At 65.7% G+C, this 15,086-nt stretch carries 13 protein-coding genes, 1 pseudogene and 2 riboswitches; of the genes and pseudogenes, 8 read left to right on the top strand and 6 right to left on the bottom strand.

Annotation, left to right across the window (positions count from 1 at the left end; all coding sequences use genetic code 11):
- Positions 1–2,027 precede the first annotated feature (2,027 nt).
- Together PG2093B_RS03785 and PG2093B_RS03780 are read left to right on the top strand one after the other, a co-directional pair.
- Positions 2,028–4,121 (top strand): hypothetical protein, encoded by a 2,094-nt coding sequence (locus tag PG2093B_RS03785; RefSeq protein WP_207214995.1) that lies wholly within the window; start codon positions 2,028–2,030, stop codon positions 4,119–4,121.
- 21 nt (positions 4,122–4,142) lie between these two features.
- On the top strand, positions 4,143–5,024 hold the full coding sequence (locus tag PG2093B_RS03780) for an ATP-binding cassette domain-containing protein (RefSeq protein WP_129897368.1): 882 nt from the start codon (positions 4,143–4,145) through the stop codon (positions 5,022–5,024).
- On the opposite strand, the gene PG2093B_RS03775 is transcribed toward PG2093B_RS03780, so the two are convergent.
- Positions 4,925–6,088: a pyridoxal phosphate-dependent aminotransferase gene (locus tag PG2093B_RS03775; protein WP_129897367.1), complete on the bottom strand. Its 1,164-nt coding sequence runs from the start codon at positions 6,086–6,088 to the stop codon at positions 4,925–4,927. The genes PG2093B_RS03780 and PG2093B_RS03775 overlap by 100 nt on opposite strands.
- 101 nt (positions 6,089–6,189) lie before the next feature.
- Positions 6,190–6,960 (bottom strand): polyphosphate--glucose phosphotransferase, encoded by a 771-nt coding sequence (ppgK, locus tag PG2093B_RS03770; RefSeq protein ID WP_101398594.1) that lies wholly within the window; start codon positions 6,958–6,960, stop codon positions 6,190–6,192.
- 257 nt (positions 6,961–7,217) lie between these two features.
- Positions 7,218–7,367: riboswitch (FMN riboswitch) on the top strand.
- An 8-nt stretch (positions 7,368–7,375) separates the two neighbouring features.
- On the opposite strand from ppgK, the gene PG2093B_RS03765 reads away from it, so the two are divergent.
- From PG2093B_RS03765 to PG2093B_RS03750, 5 genes and pseudogenes are all read left to right on the top strand, one after another.
- Positions 7,376–7,975 (top strand): ECF transporter S component, encoded by a 600-nt coding sequence (locus PG2093B_RS03765; RefSeq protein ID WP_129897366.1) that lies wholly within the window; start codon positions 7,376–7,378, stop codon positions 7,973–7,975.
- Positions 7,972–8,601 (top strand): annotated as a pseudogene (locus PG2093B_RS09135) (energy-coupling factor ABC transporter ATP-binding protein); the annotation flags it as partial. The gene PG2093B_RS03765 and the pseudogene PG2093B_RS09135, both read left to right, overlap by 4 nt.
- Positions 8,590–10,230 carry a CbiQ family ECF transporter T component gene (locus PG2093B_RS03760; protein ID WP_431520212.1) on the top strand — a complete coding sequence of 547 codons (1,641 nt, stop codon included), beginning with the start codon at positions 8,590–8,592 and terminating at the stop codon, positions 10,228–10,230. The pseudogene PG2093B_RS09135 and the gene PG2093B_RS03760, both read left to right, overlap by 12 nt.
- Before the next feature lie 349 nt (positions 10,231–10,579).
- On the top strand, positions 10,580–11,410 hold the full coding sequence (locus PG2093B_RS03755) for an aldo/keto reductase (RefSeq protein ID WP_129897364.1): 831 nt from the start codon (positions 10,580–10,582) through the stop codon (positions 11,408–11,410).
- Between the two features lie 90 nt (positions 11,411–11,500).
- Positions 11,501–11,806: a YhbY family RNA-binding protein gene (locus tag PG2093B_RS03750; protein ID WP_022857707.1), complete on the top strand. Its 306-nt coding sequence runs from the start codon at positions 11,501–11,503 to the stop codon at positions 11,804–11,806.
- 82 nt (positions 11,807–11,888) lie between these two features.
- Here PG2093B_RS03750 and tenA read toward each other — a convergent pair whose 3' ends face one another.
- Complete coding sequence (tenA, locus tag PG2093B_RS03745; RefSeq protein ID WP_129897363.1) at positions 11,889–12,626, bottom strand: thiaminase II; 738 nt, start codon at positions 12,624–12,626, stop codon at positions 11,889–11,891.
- Positions 12,620–12,725: riboswitch (TPP riboswitch) on the bottom strand. (Overlaps the previous gene by 7 nt.)
- 106 nt (positions 12,726–12,831) lie before the next feature.
- Here tenA and PG2093B_RS03740 point away from each other — a divergent pair.
- Positions 12,832–13,191, top strand: coding sequence for a YccF domain-containing protein (locus PG2093B_RS03740; protein WP_129897362.1), 360 nt, complete (start codon positions 12,832–12,834; stop codon positions 13,189–13,191).
- 13 nt (positions 13,192–13,204) lie between these two features.
- Here the strand turns inward: PG2093B_RS03740 and PG2093B_RS03735 are convergent, their stop codons facing one another.
- The 3 genes from PG2093B_RS03735 to PG2093B_RS03725 are packed head-to-tail and all read right to left on the bottom strand — an operon-like array spanning position 13,205 to position 15,046.
- Positions 13,205–13,573 carry a metallopeptidase family protein gene (locus PG2093B_RS03735; RefSeq protein ID WP_101398779.1) on the bottom strand — a complete coding sequence of 123 codons (369 nt, stop codon included), beginning with the start codon at positions 13,571–13,573 and terminating at the stop codon, positions 13,205–13,207.
- Complete coding sequence (locus PG2093B_RS03730; RefSeq protein WP_129897361.1) at positions 13,560–14,321, bottom strand: MazG family protein; 762 nt, start codon at positions 14,319–14,321, stop codon at positions 13,560–13,562. Before PG2093B_RS03730 ends, PG2093B_RS03735 begins: the two co-directional genes overlap by 14 nt.
- Before the next feature lie 11 nt (positions 14,322–14,332).
- Positions 14,333–15,046, bottom strand: coding sequence for a GNAT family N-acetyltransferase (locus PG2093B_RS03725; RefSeq protein ID WP_129897360.1), 714 nt, complete (start codon positions 15,044–15,046; stop codon positions 14,333–14,335).
- Positions 15,047–15,086 lie beyond the last annotated feature (40 nt).

Here is a 15,086-nt window from a genome sequence, read left to right as displayed (position 1 = left end):
CGCGAAGGTCTCGTCCGGATGCTCCAGCCCGTCGTCGCGCAGCCGGCGCAGGAATGCCTCGCGCGTGAAGGTGACGGTGGCCAGCGTGGTGAGGGCCGGGCCGGTGCGCAGCCGTTCGAACTGCTCGTCGATCGCGGTGCCGGCGGCATGGTCGCCCTGTGCACCGTCCTGGCCGTCGCGCTCGTCGAACGCGAACGTCACTTCGTCGATGCCACCGCCGCGCATCAGCTGTTCGAATTCGTCGTCGGCCTGCGCGCCCTGTGGTTCGGGGCCGTTCGCGGTGCCGATCGCCATCGGGTTGCCGTGCTGGTCGCCGTCTTTGGGGTTCGCCTTGCCGCCGGCGAAGTCGAGCGGGCGGTCGTGCCATTGTTCAAAAGTGCTCAGCGCGTCGCTCATCATCGCCTTGATCGCGCTGTCCTGTTCCTTGATCGCCTCTTCGAGCCCGATCGAGTCGATGATGACGCTCACTTCATGGATGTGCGGGCTCGCCCCGAACGCGAGCGCCGCCATCATCAATCCCACGCGCAGGTTGTAGCGTGCGCTGAGCTGCGCCCGTGCGGCGTCATCGAGGTCGATCCAGTCGTGGGTGGCCGCGATGTATTCGCTCGCCGGCATGAGCGCAGGGCCGGCCGCGGTGAAGGCGATGGCCAGCCTGCCGGCTTCGAGGTCGTCGCGGAAGTCGGTGTCGAACCGGTAGGGCAGGCGCAGGCGGCGCAGCAGTGAGGCGAGGGTCTGGCGCAACACCCATTCGCCGTGCGGCTGGTCCGCCTGCGGCGCCGGGTTGGCCTGCGCGATGCGCTGCGCCGTGTCCGCGGCGATGGAGACGAGCCGGTTGACTTCGCCGAACGCCGGTCCGTGCAGCACATCGATCGGTTCGGTGCGCGGGAACGCGATGAGCGCCGGGTTGGTCAGCAGGGCCTGGTCGATGAGGGCGGCCTGGGCTTGCGAGACGGTGTCTTCGGTGGGTTCGATGCCGTGGCTCGCGTTGGTTTCAAGCCACGAGCTGACTTGGGCGAAGCGGTTGAGGTTGCCTTCGATGCGCATCGAGGTGAGGGCCGCGTCGAATGGCAGCGATGTGTCCCATGTCAGGAAGTAGTTGCCGGAGAGCTCGGAGGTGATCAGGTGCATCGGCTCGGCGCCGTGGTCCGGTTGCAAGGCGGGCAGGTCGCCCAATGCGCCGATTTCGCGCATGAGCATGACGGCGTGGTCCTCGAGCCCGGATGTGCGCAGGCCGTGGGCGCGCGCTTCGGCGGCGTCGCGCGCGCTGTCGCGGATCGCGCTCAACGGCGCCTGCTGTTCGAGCCTGCGGAAGATGTTGCCCGACCCGAAGCTGAGCAGCAGTCCGCGCATCCTGGGCAGCAGATAGGCCGCGAAGAACGCGACCGTCACCGCGTCGCGGTATTCGAGCCCCACACGCAGTTCGTCGGGCAGGGTCACGCGCAATTGTTCGAGCGTGTACCGGCGGCCTGCCTCGATCCACGAGGCGAGCCACCGGTTGGCACCGTTCGCTTCGGCGCACACCACGCCGCCGTGGGCCACATGGATCGTGCGCCCGCCCGTTGCGGCGGCGTGCCCCACGCGCGGGCCGTCGGGAATCGTCCATTCGCCTTCCTTGAACAGGAAGAACTCCGGTTCGCGCCCGTGCAGGTCCGGGTTCGGCTCATCGGTCGCATAGACGCGCCCGCGGTCGTCGGCGAGCGCGATCTGCATGAACCGGCGCGATGGCAGGAAGAATCCGATGGCGAAGACGCGCGCGCCGGGCAGCTGCACCCAGCCGGGGCGGATCGGCCCGGGCACGTCCGGGAATCCGGTGAACGCGTGGCGGCGCGTCCACGGGGCGAGCACAACCGGCTTCCCCACGCCCGACCCGGCCCAACCGTGCGCAAGCCACTGCCGCGCCGCCGTGAGCAGCGCCGCCGGGGTGACGCCGCGGGGGTGCGCGTGTGGGGTGTGCGGGGAGCGATCAGACGTGTGAACCATGCTCTCTAATGTACAACGCGCTCCATGCCGATGGTGCCGATAGAATAATGCACGTGACTTCACCGCTGCCCCGCCGCGCGCGTCTGCTCCGCCTGACGCGCCGCGTACTCATCGCCGTTTTCCTCGTCGTGTTCGTGGAATGCGCGTGGTTCAACCTGCCCTACGTGCTGTCGATCGGCGCGAGCGGCGATTCCGTCTCCGTGCGCAACGAGCTCGGCCCTGGACTGCAGCGCACCGCTGAGGGAATGCTCAAGGTGACCGACCCGACCACGGCGTGGCTGCGTACGCAGTCGGACGGCTCGTCGGCGTATTGGCGCGTGGATCCGACGCCTATGCGGAGGATCGACGCGACGCTCGCCGGACCGTGGTCCGATGACGTCGTCACGACCGTGCACCTGCGCCTCGAGGCGCATGGCGTGAGCGGGGCCGAGCAATCGGTGAGCCCGTACGCCCCGCGGTCGCTGTACATCCGCGACAACGCGACGGGCACCACCACGATCTGGATCGAAGAGACCCGTGGCGCACTCGTGCCGATCGAGAACGTGCGCGCCAATGTGCGTGTGCCATTCGATTTCGATTGGGTCCGCGTGGGTACGATGATGGCCATGGCGCTTGTGGTGATCGCGTTCCTGCCCGGCTCATGGCTGTGGCGCACCCGGCTGGACACGGCGAGCAAGCGGCAGCGGTGGCTGTTCGCGCTTGCGCTCGCTCCCCTGGCGTTGTATACGGTCTGGCATGTGGTGTGGGGCATCCGGTTTGCCGCACCGTTGCGGTTCCATACCGACGGCGGCTACACCTACGACTTCGACCAGTATGGGCATGTCGCCGATGCGCTGTTGCATGGCCGGCTGTGGCTCGATCTGCCGGTGCCGCAGGAGTTGACGCAGGCAGCCAACCCGTACGACGTGGCCCAACGCGACCATCTGTTCGACGAGGGGGTCTCGCCGGTCTACTGGGATTACGCGTTCCGCGACGGCCACTGGTACTCGTATTTCGGTGTGCTGCCGTCGCTGCTGCTGTTCGCGCCGTTCCGTGTGGTCTCGTCGTGGTTCGTGCCCGGCGGCGTGATGCTGCCCGCACGCTGCGCCGAACTGCTGCTCATGTTCGGCATGGCGGTGTGTTCGTGCCTGTTGGTGATCCGCGTGCTCAAGCGCATCGTCGGCGCCGTACCGCTCGCCACTGTGGTGCTTGCCTGTGTGGCGTATCTGATTGGCGCCACCGCGCCGTACCTGTGGTTCCGCACCAATTTCTATTCGATTCCATTCGCGGCCTCGCTGTTGCTGGTGGCATGGGGGTTGTGGCTGTGGCTGGGCGCCGAACGCGGCGACGGCACGCTCTCGTGGCCTCACGTGGCCGCGGGCGCCGCATGCATCGCCGCCACACTCGGGTGCCGGCCCACATTCGCACTCACCGCGGTGCTGGCGTTGCCGTTGTTCTGGCGTCATCTGTGCGTATGGTTCCATGCCCGTGACTGGCATGGATTGGGGGCTTGGTGCATGTGGATGCTCGTACCGGCCGCCGTGGTGGCGGCCCCGGTCCTGGCATACAACCAGTTGCGGTTCGGTTCGCCGTTCGATTTCGGCAACGCCTACCAGATCACCGTGACCGACATGACGAGCTTCAGCACGCCATGGTGCAATGTGCCGGGCACCATCTTGTACTATCTGTTCCTGCCGTTGCGCCCGACCGGCACGTTCCCGTTCCTCGAGATATCCCCCACCCCGTTGCCCGCATGGTCGTTCACCGAACCGTCCATCGGCGGACTGTGCGTGCTCATGCCGCTCGCCGCGCTCGCGTTCGCGGTACCGTTCCTGCGGCGGCGCCTGGGAACATTGTGGCCCACGTTGGTCACGATGCTCGCCTTGGCTGTTGTGCTGCTGGTGTTCGACTCCATTGTGGGTGGGTTCGGATGGCGCTACATGGCCGATTTCGGGTGGCTGTTCATGTTGTGCGCGCTGCCCGTGGCGGCACGCGCCATGCAAGGCAGTCGGTGGGTGCGCGCGATCGTGGCGATCGTGGTGGCCTATGCCATCGCGGTGTGGGTGCTGTCGTGCTTCGTGGTGGGGCGCGACGACATGCTTGTGGTCAACGAGCCGGGGCTCTACCATGCGGTGCGCTCGTGGTTCACGCTGCTGCCGTAGGCATGCCTACAATGGGCACTTATGAACTTTCTTTCGACCCTGCTGCATCGCGATCCGCCCCACACGCCCAGCCATGTGGGCATCACGCTCACCGATGCGTCATACCATTACGCGGACGGCACCGTGGGACTGGCCCCCACGAGCTGCACATTCGCCCCCGGTGAAGGCAACGTGGCCATCATCGGACTCAACGGCGCCGGCAAAAGCACCCTCGTCAGGCTGTTGGGCGCCGCGGCCATTCCCACAGGCGGATCGATCGCCTTCAATCTGGACGGCACAGACTGCGAACCCACGCACCATGCGGGCCGCCGCAGGATCGAGGCGGCCGTGGGGATCGTGGACCTTGCGCATGTCGAATCGCATTTCCGGCGCGCATCGAGTGTGGAGGCCGCGCTGCTCGAATACCTCAAACGCCATGGTGTGTCGCTCGACGAGCGCATCGCACGCGTGGGCGCACTGCTCGAACGCTTTGACCTGCTTGAGGTCAGGCATGTGCCGTACGAGGAACTGGACGGCGAACGCCTGCACCTGCTCGCGGGGGCTGTGGCGAGCGCCACATCCCCCGCCATCCTCGTGGCCGACGAGCCCACGCGGGGTCTGGATGAGATCAGTTCCGCGCATGTGGCGCGCCGACTGCTCAGCTGCGGCACACCGGTCATCTTCTCGACGCACGACGTGGGGTTGATCACCCACGAGTCGTATGGCATCACCCGTACGATCGTCATGGACGAGACGCATCTCGTGTTCGACGGCGAACCGCAACGTGCCGCCTCGTTCTACACGCAGCTCATCCGCAGCAAATATCAGTCGCTCACATCGAGCGCACGCGACACTGCGTCGAGCACAAGCCGCACATTCGACGCGAACCGCTCCGGTTCGGCGAGCAGCGAAAGCGCGAGGTAGCCGTTCGCCGGCATATCGAAGAAATACCCGGGCTGACCACTCGCGCCGGCACACTCGATCAACGACAGCACGAGCTCGTTCTCATCGATCACGCTCGGGAACCGCAGCAGCACGTTCCAGCCGCCTTCGGCGCGCAGCACATCGACCACGCCAAGCGCGTCAGCGCGCAGGAGTTCATGCAGGTGGCGCAGATTGCCCTGCGTGCGTGCGCGCACCCGCTGCAGCTGATCGGGCGCCGCGGCGAGCATCGGCGGCACGGCGCGTGCCACGAGTTCGCTCATCGGCAGGAAGTCGTCGGCGATCACGTCGAGCCGGCGCGTCGCCTCGCGCACATCGTCATCAGGGCCGGAGACGCGGATCCACCCGACTTTGGCGTGCGGCGCGGCCAGGGTCTTGGAGAAGCCGTCGAGCGCGAAGGTCAGCACGCCGCTTTCACCGGCGAACCTGCGGTTGCCTTCGAACGGTTCGAGGGCGTAGTCGAAGAAGACCTCGTCGGCGATGATCGCCACGTCGTACGCACGGCACAGGGCGACGAGCTGTTCGCGTTCGCCTGGTTTGACGTACGAGCCGGTGGGGTTGTTCGGGTTGATCACAATGAGCGCGCGGATGCGGTGCCCGGTGTCGTCACGCAGCAACTGCTCGATCTGCGCGGTGTCGATCGTCCACGATCCGTCGAACCGCAGCTGGTAGAACCGCGGTTCCACGCATTCGAGGCGCGCGATCGATTCGATGAGCGGATAGCCGGGCTTCGGCGCGAGCACGGCGTCCCCCGCGTCGCACAGCAGTTTCATGAGCCACGCGTAGGCCTGCGACGTCGAGCTGAGCAGATAGAGGTCGTCCGCGCCCGCGCCGCCGCCCAGATACGCGGCGAGCGCCTCGCGCGCATACCACTGGCCGCGCGGTTCCGCCGCATACGGTTCGGGCAGCAGGTGGGGCGCCAACCCATGGTGGGTGGGGTTCGAATCATTGAGCGCGATGGGCGTGGCGCCACGCGCGCGCATCGCACGCTCCGCGAGGGCGATCGGATTGGGTTCGCTGATGTCGACTCGGTGGGAAAAACGCATGGGTGTGATTGTACGCCAGGCATGGCGAAGGGGCGTTGCATGCCAATGCACGCAACGCCCCTTCGCTTGGCTTGGATACGCCCAGGCCCGACCGGCCGCGATCAGTCGTGCTGCTGCACGCTCGCGTAGTAGGCGGCGCCGATGATGCCCGCCTCGTTGTGCAGCGTGGCCGCCACCATCGGGGTCTTGATGTCGACGTACGGCAGGAACTTCTCGGACACACGGCTCACACCGCCGCCGACCACGAACAGCTCCGGGCTGAAGTAGAGCTCCATGAGGCTGTAGTACTTGGTCAGGCGCTTGGCCCATTTCTTGTAGCCCATGTCGAGCTTCTCACGCACCGACGAGGCCGCGTACTTCTCGGCGTCGCCCTTGCCCTTCGGCAGCTGGATGTGGCCGAGTTCAGTGTTCGGGATTAGCACGCCGTCGTAGATGAGCGCGGTGCCGATGCCGGTGCCGAGCGTGGTGGCGATGACAAGGCCCTCCTGACCCTTGGCCGCGCCGAACTGCTGTTCGGCGAGGCCCGCGGCGTCGGCGTCGTTCACCACGGTCACCGGGCGCCCGCACGCCTCGGAGAAGACCTCGGTCACGTCCACGCCGATCCACGACTGGTCGAGGTTGGCCATGAAGTCGAGCTTCTTGCCCGGGTGGATCGGCGCGGGGAACGCGATGCCGACCGGCGCGTCCTCGGGCACCTCGAAATGCTCGAGCTGCTGGCGCACAATGTCGCCCACGGCCTTGGGGGTGGAATGCTCCGGGGTGAGGATCTTCAGGCGCGGCTGTGCAAACTCGCCCTTCTCCAGATTGACCGGGGCAGCCTTGATGCCGGATCCCCCGATGTCTACGCCGAATGCCTGTGCGGTCTCAATCATCGCAACCTCTCCTATGGTATGTGCGCGTCACAACGGCACGTCTTCAAGCCGTCATTCCCATCATATATTAGTTCAATGGTTAAATATTGCACCCCAGTGCGAGTGTTCACATAATGGACGCATTTCTCTGGAAACGATTGTTCCCACTCGTACTGCCGTGTAACACACTCCATGATACTCCCGGTTTGATGTCGTTTTCCACAGACGGCCGCCATCAAACCGTCCGATTATCGTGTGGATGGCGTATAGATGGTGCTGCCAAGTTTCAGGGAAGGTGCAATTCCTTACTGGCGGTAGCGCCATACGCCCCAAGGGCGGACCAAGGCGGAGCCCGCAACCCGCGTGCAGCGGTGGATCTGGTCGGAATCCAGAGCCAACGGTCATAGTCCGGATGGAAGAAACAGGAGAACCCCCTATGGGCAAGTCCACCATATCCTCATCCACCCCTCGCAGCCGCCGCCCAGACGACGCGCACACGACCGGAGCCGGCGACCAAGGCCGCTGGTCCACCAAACGCATCGCCATGTATGCGCTGTTCGTGGCGCTCGCGATGGCTGTCAGCTTCCTCGAGTTCCCGCTCATGCCGGCGGCGCCGTGGCTCAAATACGACCCGTCCGGCATCGTCTGCCTTGTGGCCGGCTTCGCGTACGGCCCCTCCGCGGCTGCGATCGTGAGCGTGCTCGGGTTCCTGCCGCACATCTTCACCAATCCGTGGGGCTCGATCATGGCGATCGGCGTCGCATTGGCGCTTTCGGTGCCGGCCGCGTTGGTCTACCGGCGCCACACCTCGCGCAAGGGCGCCCTCGCCGGCATCGTGGTCGGCGCACTGTGCGCGATCGTGGCCGCGATCATCGGCAACCTGTTCATCACGCCGCTCTACGCGCACATGTCGATGGCCGCGGTGGCCAAGATGATCGTGCCGATCCTGCTGCCGTTCAACCTGATCAAGTTCACGCTGCACGGCGTCATCACCTTCCTCATCTACAAGCCGATCTCGAATCTGCTCAACCGATGACGGGAGGCGCAGGCACGCGCGCGCCGATCGAACTCGACGGCGTGCGGTTCAGCTACGACGGCGGCGCCACTTGGGTGCTCGACGGCGTGGATTTGCGCGTCGGGCCCGGTGAGCGCATCGCGCTCGTGGGCCCCAACGGCGCGGGCAAATCCACGCTCGCGCGCCTGATCGCCGGGTTGGCCGCCCCCGACCACGGCACGGTGAGACTGATGGGCCACACCGTGTTCGATGACGCGCATGGCGCCGACGCCGACGCATACCGCAAGGCGCGCCGCTCGATCGGCGTCGTATTCCAGAATCCCGAAGACCAGATCGTGACCACGACCGTGGCCGCGGATGTGGCGTTCGGCCCGGAGAACCTCAACGTGGCGCCGGCACTGATCGGCGACCGTGTGCACGATGCGCTCAGCGCGGTGGGCATGGACGGCCTGCGCGACGCCGACCCCACCGCCATGAGCGGCGGCCAGCAGCAGCGTGTCGCGATCGCCGGCATGCTCGCCATGGACAGCCGCGTGCTCGTGCTCGACGAACCGACGGCGATGCTCGACCCGCAGGCGCGCGCCGACGTGCTCGCGATCATCGAACGCGTGCACCAACGCGGCACCGCGATCGTGATGGTCACGCACCACCCCGATGAAGTGGCCCACGCCGACCGCATCCTCGCCGTCGAGCACGGCGTGGTGCGCGACGTGACCGCACGGTATGCGCACGCGCACGGCACACCAAGCCAAGTGCACAGCCCCGGCGCCGCGTTGCCCGACCTGCCGCGCGTGGGGCGTGCCGCACACGACCCGGCGGTCGTGTTCGACCATGTCTCGTTCGCCTACGCCCACGGCGCGCCGGTGATCGACGATCTGACCGTGGGCATCGAACGCGGTTCCACCGTGGCGCTCATCGGCCCCAACGGATCGGGCAAAACGACGTTCGCGCGTCTGCTGTGCGCGCTGATCGCCCCCGACGAAGGCGCCATATGCGTCGAGGCCTTGCGTTGGCACCATGCCAAACGGCGCCAACGCAAGGCGTTGCGCCGTTCGCTCGGCCTGATCATGCAACGCCCCGAACGGCAGCTGTTCGCCGCCACCGTGCGCGACGACGTGGCCTATGGCCCACGCAACCAGGGGCTCGATGACGCCGCCGTGCGTGCGCGCGTGCAGGAGGCGCTCGACCTCGTCGGCATCGCCGACCTCGCCGATAGGGACCCGTTCTCGCTCAGCGGAGGCCAGCAGCGGCTCGCCGCGATCGCCGGCGTGCTCGCCTGCCGCCCGCGCGTGCTCGTCATGGACGAGCCGACGGCGTCGCTCGACGAGGCGGCTGTGGAGCGTGTGCACGCCATCATGCGCACCTTGCACAGTCAAGGCGTCACGATCCTGCTCATCACGCACGACATGCACGCCGCGCAACAGCTCGCCGATGCGATGCTCGTGTTCGGCGGGCGCACGACGGCGCGCGAAGAGGCGCCCGAACCGCGCATCGCGCCGTCGGACGCGCGTTATTCGGTCATCTCCCGGCTCGACCCGCGCGCGAAGGTCATCGGATTCCTCGCGCTGATGTTCTCCGCGTTCACGATGACATCGTGGACGCAGTTGGCCGTGGGGTGCGCGGCGACCTTGGCGATCGCGTCCGCGAGCAGGCTCGGCGTGCGTGTGTTGTGGCGTTCGACGCGCATGTTCGCGGTCGTGCTGTTGATCATGGGCCTGTTCAACATGCTCGTGGTGCGCAGCGGCACGCCACTGCTGCATATCGGCGACTGGGCGTTGACGACGGGAGGCCTCACCGTCGCCGCGCTCTACACCATCCGCTTCATGCTCGTGATCGTGCTCGGCGCGGTCATCATGCTCACCACCACGCCCACCGCGCTCACCGACGCGTTCGAATCGATGATGTCGGTGTTCCGCAAGGTCCTGCATGTGCAGGAGATCGCGCTCGTCATGTCGCTCGCCCTGCGGTTCCTGCCGACGATCGCCGACGAAACGGTGTCGATCCGCGACGCGCAGGCGGCCCGCGGCGGCTCGATCGAGACCGGCTCGCCCACCCAGCGGGTGCGCGCCATGTGCGCGATCATCGTGCCGATCTTCGCGGGGGTGATCCGCCACGCGGACGACCTCGCGCTCGCGCTCGACGCCCGCTGCTATCAGGAGGGCGAGCCGCGTTCCCATTGGCATGCATTGCGCATGCGTGCGCGCGACTGGTGGTTCCTCTCCGGAGTGGCCGCTGTGCTGTGCGCGCTCGCACTCAGCGCCGTGTTCACAATATGAGCCGAAGTGGCGCCACACCGGCACAATACGACATATTGATATATAGCGACCATCGGATCGCGCGATGACACAATCACCGGGCGGTCCGTTGAGAGAAGACGGGTTCAACGTCAACGGTTTGTATCAGGCTCTCGCATGGGTCCCACAAGGACGCGACCATGGCAGGGCGCGAACCGCCGAGTCGTGACTGAATGTGCATCCGGCCAACTGCCGGGTGCACATTTCTTTGTTCCGCCACCGCCCCGCGCCTGTTCTCGCAGAGCACGACGCCCACGGCACGCGGTGCCACTCGATTACGATGGAGGGCAGTGACGGCCTTCGCCGTCTTCCCTGCATGAATCGAGGAATCATGGCACAAGAGAACCATTGCACCGCGCTCAACAACGACGTGATGATCCCACAGATCGGCTTCGGTGTGTTCCAGGTCGAGGACGGCCCACAGACCGTGGACGCCGTGCGCACCGCCATCGAGGACGGGTACCGCCATATCGACACGGCGAGCGTATACGGCAACGAGGCTTCGGTGGGCAAGGCCATCGCCGAAAGCGATGTGGACCGTGCCGACCTGTTCGTCACCACGAAACTGTGGAACGACGACATTCGCAAACACCGCACCAAGGACGCGTTCCAGGAGAGCCTGGACCGGCTCGGTCTGGACTATGTGGACCTGTATCTGATCCACTGGCCGGCCGAAGGCTGGCAGGATGCGTGGGCCGCCATGCAGGAGCTCTATGCGCAAGGACGCATGCGCGCGATCGGCGTGAGCAACTTCGAACGGAACCACCTGACCGACCTGCTCGAGCAGACCGACGTGCTGCCCGCGGTGGATCAGGTCGAGTCCTCCCCCACATTCCCCAATCAGGACCTCATCGACTTCTGCCATGGCAAGGACATCGCCGTCGAGGCATGGAGCCCGCTCGGCGGCACCGGCGGCAACCTGCTCACCGACCAGCGCCTGCTCGACATCGGCGAGAAATACGGCAAGTCGTCCGCACAGGTCGTGCTGCGCTGGGACTTGCAGCGCGGCGTCATCCCGCTGCCGAAGTCGGTGCACAGCACCCGTATCATGCAGAACATCCACGTGTTCGACTTCGAGCTCGACGAATCGGAGATGCAGCTCATCAGCTCGCTCGACACCGGCAAGCGCAACGGCCCCGACCCGAACGACTTCGACTTCTGACCGTTGCCGTGTTGCCGCTCCATCGTGCCGTTCCGTTACGATGGAGCGGCAACACGCATGTGCATACGCAGGACTTAAAGGAACGAACACATGGCATTGACGAAGAAGCAGATCAAGCAGCTGCGCGCCGCGGCGAACCAGATCAAGCCGCTCGTGTACATCGGCAAGAACGACCTGAGCGAGACCGCTGTCAACCAGGCCGACGAGACGATCGAGAAGCGCGAACTGATCAAGGTGCAGGTGCAGGACGGCTCCGGCCTCGACTCCCACGAGGCGGCCGACATGCTCGCCGAACGCCTCGGCGCCGAGGTCGTGCAGGTGATCGGCAACCGTTGCGTGCTTTACCGCCGCTCCAAGCGCGACGACGTGGAGCACATCCGCCTCGTGCGCGAGTAGAGCGGCACAGAGCATATGGGAAGAGGCCCCTGATGCACAACAACATCAGGGGCCTCTTCCCATACGATGAGAAGTGTGTGGCTCAGTCGGCGAGCCCGTTCCACTCCGGGCGCCAGCTCATCTGATGGTCGTAGGCGCTCGCCCAGAACATGTATTCGTACTCCACACCGCGCACGAAGTGCTCGACGAGCCTGCGCCTGCGCGGTTCGTCGAGCGTTTGGACCATGGTCTCGATGTGTTCGATGAGCCACACGGAGGACTGCCAGAACTCGTCGGTGCAGTACGTGTCGATCCAGCTGCGGTACGGGTTGGAGTCCAAGGTGCCGGCGAACTCGCGGGCAAGGCGCTGCCCATAGTCGGCGTACACCCATGCGCACGGCAGCACGGCCACGAGGATGTCGATCAGGTCCTCGCCATAGGCGGTGGCAAGCATGTTCGCGGTATAGGCCCGGGCGAACGCGGATTGGCGCGCATCGCGCATGTCCTGTGCCGTGACGCCGAACGAGGCGAGGTACTCGTTGTGCAGCGTCTTTTCCACATGGAAGATCGCATGCTGCACCTGCGCCATGAACGCCATGACCTCGTTGTCGTCGGTTTTGGTGACGGCGAGCGCATGCACCTTCGCGTAGTCGTTGAGGTAGAGCTCGTCCTGGATCAAATAGAACGCGAAGGTGTCGCTGGGCAGTGTGCCCGCGCCCAGTTCGCGGATGAACGGCTGCCGGTAGCCTTCCTCCCATACCACGTCCGCCGCGTCGCGCATGCGCTGCGCGAATGGTGGAAGATTGGTCAGGGTGATGGGTTCTTGTGGCTCGAATGCCATGGTCGTCGCCTCCCTACGATGGTGTTAACCAACAGGTTCAAAGGGTCGGGCCATGTGATGGCCCTCTCAACTCGTATGCGAGTCCCCCTGCGTACCGTGGGCGCCGGTTGGCGCCATAGGCCAGTATGCCATGGCGTGCGGCCAATGTCACCGGACCGCGGACACCGCGTGACAACCATGCCCGCCGACATTACACTGGTGGGGCATGAGACTTATCGGAAACATTCTGTGGCTTGTGCTCGGCGGCCTTGCGCTAGCGTTCGGCTGGGCTGTGGTCGGCGTCATCCTATGCATCACGATCATCGGCATCCCGGTGGGCAAGCAGGCGTTCAAGATGGCCCAGCTCACCCTGACCCCCTTTGGCACACAGGTGGTGTACGGCGGGGGTGCCGGCTCGGCGATCCTCAACTTCATCTGGGTCATCTTCGTGGGCCTGTGGTTCGCCATCGGCTATGTTGTAGCAGGCGTGGCCAACTGCATCACGATCATCGGCATCCCGTTCGGCCTGCAGGCATTCAAAATGGCCAAGCTGGCGCTGTTCCCCTTCGGCACACAGATCGTGTGACGCACGGCGCCCGTCAGTAGCCGTGCGAGTGCAGATAGGCGTCGTCGAACCCGAAATAATGCCCGATCTCGTGGAGCACGGTTTTTTGGATCTGCTCCACAAGCTCACGGTGGGTGGAGCACACGCGTTCATGCGGGCCACGGAAGATGGTGATGACATCCGGCATCACCCCGGCGTACCCGGTGCCGCGCTGGGTGATCGGAATGCCTTGATAGAGGCCCAGCAGCTCGCCGTGCCCGTGCGTCATCGTGTGCAGCTGTTCGGGCGTGGGTTCATCGGCCACCGTGATCGCGATGTTGTGCAGCACATCCTTGAACCGTTGCGGCACCGATGCAAGCGCTTCGGTGACCGCCTGCTCGAATTCATGTTCACTGATCTTCATCATCGCCGGATTGCTCCAATCGTGTGATGTCCTGTTCGATTTCACGCAGGCGGTTGCGCAAATCGGCTTCGATGTCCACGCCGGCGGCCTGCGCCTGCCGCACGATGCGCACAATCTGGTCGGCGTAGTCGTCCGCAAGCGCGCTCGGTGCGTCAAACGCCTGTTCGAGCCGCTCGTGGCGTGCGGATTTCCCCACCCGCGAGACCACTTTCGCGGTGCGTGGCAGGGCGCCTTGTGCGTGTGAGATGCCGTCGAGCACGGACCGGCGCCCTTTTTCGCGCTGCTTCATCCGCTCCCACACGGCGAGCGTGTCTTCGGCGTCCAGTTCGTCGCCTGCGGCCCCATCCGGCGGGAACACGAGCGGATGGCGTGTGATCAGTTTGGTGACGAGCCGGTCGCATACCTCGTCGATGCCGAAGGGGTCGTGCGGGTCCTGCGCGCAGATCTGCGCCTGGAACACCGATTGGAGCAGCATGTCGCCGAGTTCTTCGCGCATGTTGTCACGGTCGCCGCATTCCACGGCGTCGATGTATTCGTAGGTCTCCTCGAGCAGCGGTTTGAGGAGCGACCTGTTGGTCTGGGCGCCGTCCCACGGGCAGCCGTCGGGCCCCTGCAGGATCGCCACAAGCGCGCGCACGCGGTCCAGGGCTGTAGGGGCCTCGAGCACGGGGCGCAGTTTCGAGCAGTGTGCGAACCCCGCGGGCAGCTCGTACGCGCCGCCCGCGTTGGTAGTCTCAGGTTGTGCCATGCCGCCCCTGTTCAGTCGCGGCCGAGCGGGTTGACGCCTTCGTTCGCCGGCGCTACCTCGTTGTCATACAGGAACGCGTGCAGGTGCTCATCGAGGTCGGAGGCCTCCTGCTGCACTTCGGCGTCCTCCTGCACGGTGTGCGGCTCCATGTCGAGCACCTTGCGGCGCGTCAGGCCTGCACGGTCATAGAACCGGTAGTCGCATCCGGTGTCGGTGTACAGGAAGTAGCGGGTCACGCCATTGGCCTTGAACTGGCCGAGCAGCCAATCGAACAGGTGCTTGCCCACACCTTGGCCGCGCACCGAGGGGTCGACGAGCAGCAACACGACTTCGGCGTCGTACGCATGCCCTTCCTTCTTCGCCTCGGCGAGCATGTTCCGGTTCGCTTCCTCGTTCTTCTTGAGTTTCTGCAGCGCGGCGCGCCCTTGCTTGTTGAACAGCAGCGAGGCGAGGATCTTCATGCTGGCACGGTGGTGCCTGTTCACGCCCTTGCGCGTCTCCGCGGCGTCGATGCGGCCCAGCACCACACCGACCACGGTCTCGCCCTGCACCGCCACATGCGCGGTCGTCGCACGGGCCAAGCAGTATTCCAGATCGGCTTCGGCGAGTTTCATCGCCAGATCGCGGTCGGTGTCGGGCTTGAGGTACCACGTGTTGCACAGCAGTTCAGTGAGCGCCGGGTAGTCCTCGCGGCGCAGCGTCCTATAGGTGATTGTTTCGCTCATACACCCCATGGTACGCGGCCGGCGTTGCCCGCCGCACATA

It is taken from the genome of Bifidobacterium pseudolongum subsp. globosum (genome assembly GCF_004155535.1).
Taxonomy (GTDB): Bacteria; Actinomycetota; Actinomycetes; order Actinomycetales; family Bifidobacteriaceae; genus Bifidobacterium; species Bifidobacterium pseudolongum_C.
Note: the sequence above shows the minus strand (reverse complement) of the source record. Positions and strands in the feature narration are given on the sequence as shown.